At 51.7% G+C, this 2,581-nt stretch carries 4 protein-coding genes; 2 read left to right on the top strand and 2 right to left on the bottom strand.

Features of this window, described 5'->3' with window-relative positions:
- The first annotated feature begins 189 nt into the window (after positions 1–189).
- Positions 190–558 carry a PH domain-containing protein gene (locus tag HT737_RS09720; RefSeq protein WP_034156100.1) on the top strand — a complete coding sequence of 123 codons (369 nt, stop codon included), beginning with the start codon at positions 190–192 and terminating at the stop codon, positions 556–558.
- Positions 559–570: 12 nt separating this feature from the next.
- Here the strand turns inward: HT737_RS09720 and HT737_RS09715 are convergent, their stop codons facing one another.
- Positions 571–900 carry a hypothetical protein gene (locus HT737_RS09715; protein WP_115984401.1) on the bottom strand — a complete coding sequence of 110 codons (330 nt, stop codon included), beginning with the start codon at positions 898–900 and terminating at the stop codon, positions 571–573.
- 255 nt (positions 901–1,155) lie between these two features.
- On the opposite strand from HT737_RS09715, the gene HT737_RS09710 reads away from it, so the two are divergent.
- Positions 1,156–1,416: a DUF6429 family protein gene (locus HT737_RS09710; protein ID WP_121187082.1), complete on the top strand. Its 261-nt coding sequence runs from the start codon at positions 1,156–1,158 to the stop codon at positions 1,414–1,416.
- A 197-nt stretch (positions 1,417–1,613) separates the two neighbouring features.
- Here HT737_RS09710 and HT737_RS09705 read toward each other — a convergent pair whose 3' ends face one another.
- Positions 1,614–2,522: a hypothetical protein gene (locus HT737_RS09705; RefSeq protein WP_182402385.1), complete on the bottom strand. Its 909-nt coding sequence runs from the start codon at positions 2,520–2,522 to the stop codon at positions 1,614–1,616.
- Between the last annotated feature and the right edge of the window lie 59 nt (positions 2,523–2,581).

Genomic DNA, 2,581 nt, shown 5'->3' with positions numbered 1-2,581 from the left:
CGCATCGCGGTGGTTGGCGGTCGATCCGTGGAGAAGGGCGATTACATTGATGAGAAGGGCGAGTTTCAGTATCTGGGTTGGAAGAAGCTTGTCGGCGCTGATGGGTTCCCAACCGATATCCGCGTGCTGAAAGCCCGTCGTTGAACCAAAAAAATACCGGGATGTTTTCTTGAATATGAGGATGGACAGATGATCGACTTCAACAACAAAGGCTTCTTCAAACTCAAGCAAAACGATGAGTACGCCGAGCGCGTAAGCGCGCTGTTGCTGGACGGTGAGGAAGTGATCGACTCCTACAAGGCGATGCGTGATGGCGTGGTGTTTACCAACAAACGCATCATCGCGGTCAACGTTCAGGGCATTACCGGCAGCAAGAAGGATTTCACCTCCTTGCCATACAAGAACATCGTCGCCTACTCCGTGGAAACCTCGGGCACCTTCGATCTGGATTCGGAGCTGGAGATTTACTTCTCGTCACTGGGGAAAGTGAAGTTCGAGTTCACCGGGAAGACGTCGATGGTGGAGATTTCCAAGTACATCTCGAAGCATCTGCTGTAACGGCAAAGCCCATTACAAGATGTCTTTCAAGTAACCCTTGAGCGCGAGGAGCGGCTGATCCAGTTGCTCTAGCGAACGCGCTTCGCTGAACTCAGCGGACAACTTGTGCAACTCACGTCCCAGCGGTTTCTCGACGCCGCCCAAGGCATTCATCGCCAAGCCCAGGCATTCATTCATCTTGAACTGAATGGTCTCGACATCCCCGCGTCGCACCAGTAGTTCGAATACGTCTTTCTGATAGTCACCCATGACCATGTCATCTCGCAGGATCGGGCTCAGGCCTTCTTCCTCGTAAGCGAGCTTGAGGGAGAAAAGGGCGACTGTTTCCAGTGACGTTTCCATGGGGGACCTTAGCGATGTCCGTCAATATGAGTGTTAATGCGTAGATGCAACCACTGATGCGGTGGACTACTTTCAGAGGGGCGTGATTATACGGAGTGAGACCAACAAGTGCAGCCCAAAGGCGAGGCCGGGCACTCGCAAGCCGATCAATAACCTTCACGGGGTTGAGCGGTATTTCGATCGGAGGTCGGCGAGTATTATGGTGAACCTTCAGACACTCGACGTTAACTGTTGGATACGAATGGAGTGACGACCATGGAATACGACGACAAACTGATGGAAGACGCCGTGCTTGCCCTGTTGGCAGCACTCAGTTCCGATAAAGGAAATGCCTGGAAAGGGTTCGACTTCGAGATCATGAACCGATTGCATGAACAGGGTTTCATTAGTAATCCGGTGAACAGGAACAAGTCGGTCTGGTTGACGGAGGAGGGGCTGGAGCGGGGGCGGGCGATAGCAGCGCGATTGTTTGGGGGAGATGGTCAGGTTGAGTCTGCAACCGACTCCGATACCTGAGTCCGTGCGATGTCACGTGCTACCCGCGCGGTGGTGAGCGTTCTGCATTGCGCGTTCACTTTCCGACAGACGAAAAAAAAGGCCTTGCTAAGCAAGACCTCTCTTGATTTTAGGTGCCGAGGGAGACTGTCGGGCTCCATATAATACGTGGCTTGCAGCGTTATTCTAACGATAGGGATACAAACAGGGATACAAATTCATTCCGGCTGCTGCGTTTCAATCGATGGATAGAGTAATTCAAGACGAGCACGGGAGACAGATGCCTCCACGGTTTCAACGAAAGTCCTCACGTTTTCCATCGCCTCCATAACCCAGGCGGTTGGGAATGAGTGTTCCTCTCCGTCCTTGTCCTTTCCATTTCGATGTACCACGTCGTGTCTGATTTGTACGATCTCAAGAAGTCGGACTTTGAGATCCTCATCCGGGAAAATATCTACGTCCAAGGCGATCTTGAACATGGCCTCAACCTTAGGCAGGTTGTGATATAGCAACCCTTTGAGATACGTGCGTATCTTGTCGCTGACCACGTTAGGATTTGCCAGGATCACACTCAAAGCGACTTTCTCGTTCGACAGCTCTTTATCCTTTACTGTCAAACGTTGCTTTGCCTTGGCACTGGTTAGCACAGCTTGTTGGAGTGTGTCTCCTAGGTAAGCCTCCATCGAGCTGATCGTCTCGGCGAAAATCATTCTCTGGATTACCGCAGCAGATCGCCTAATAACTCCCGCTTCACTGCCTGAGCATTCTGCAAGCACGTCCCCCAGATGATAATAGTTAGAGATGTAGACGTCGTATGGTCTCTGCGGGATGGCATTGTTCAGCCATTCGTTTTCCTGTGAGTCATCGGATGCAAATGGGGCTTCTTCTGCGTCAACCTCCACGTTGGGATGGTCAATCATCTCGATAAAGCAGCCAGCAGGGGAGTTCTGAATGTTGATGTTGAAGAACTCTCCGCACTGGTCACATTCCATTTCACCGTCGTCTTCAGATAGTGAGTCTGAGAGAGGCTCAACGCACCAGTCGACCTCCGGCACTTCGACCGTGGCATGAGCTTCTTTCCTACATACCGGGCATTCGAATCGTGCTGTGGTTGTTAACTGACTCATGAGGTACTCGGCCGTTGGTTTTCGATGATGTAGGTAGCGATCAGCTTAGATCATACCCC

The sequence above is a fragment of the Pseudomonas sp. MD195_PC81_125 genome, from assembly GCF_014060985.1.
Classification (GTDB): domain Bacteria; phylum Pseudomonadota; class Gammaproteobacteria; order Pseudomonadales; family Pseudomonadaceae; genus Aquipseudomonas; species Aquipseudomonas parakoreensis.
The sequence above is the reverse complement of the archived record's forward strand: the minus strand, read 5'-3'. Positions and strand labels throughout refer to the sequence as shown.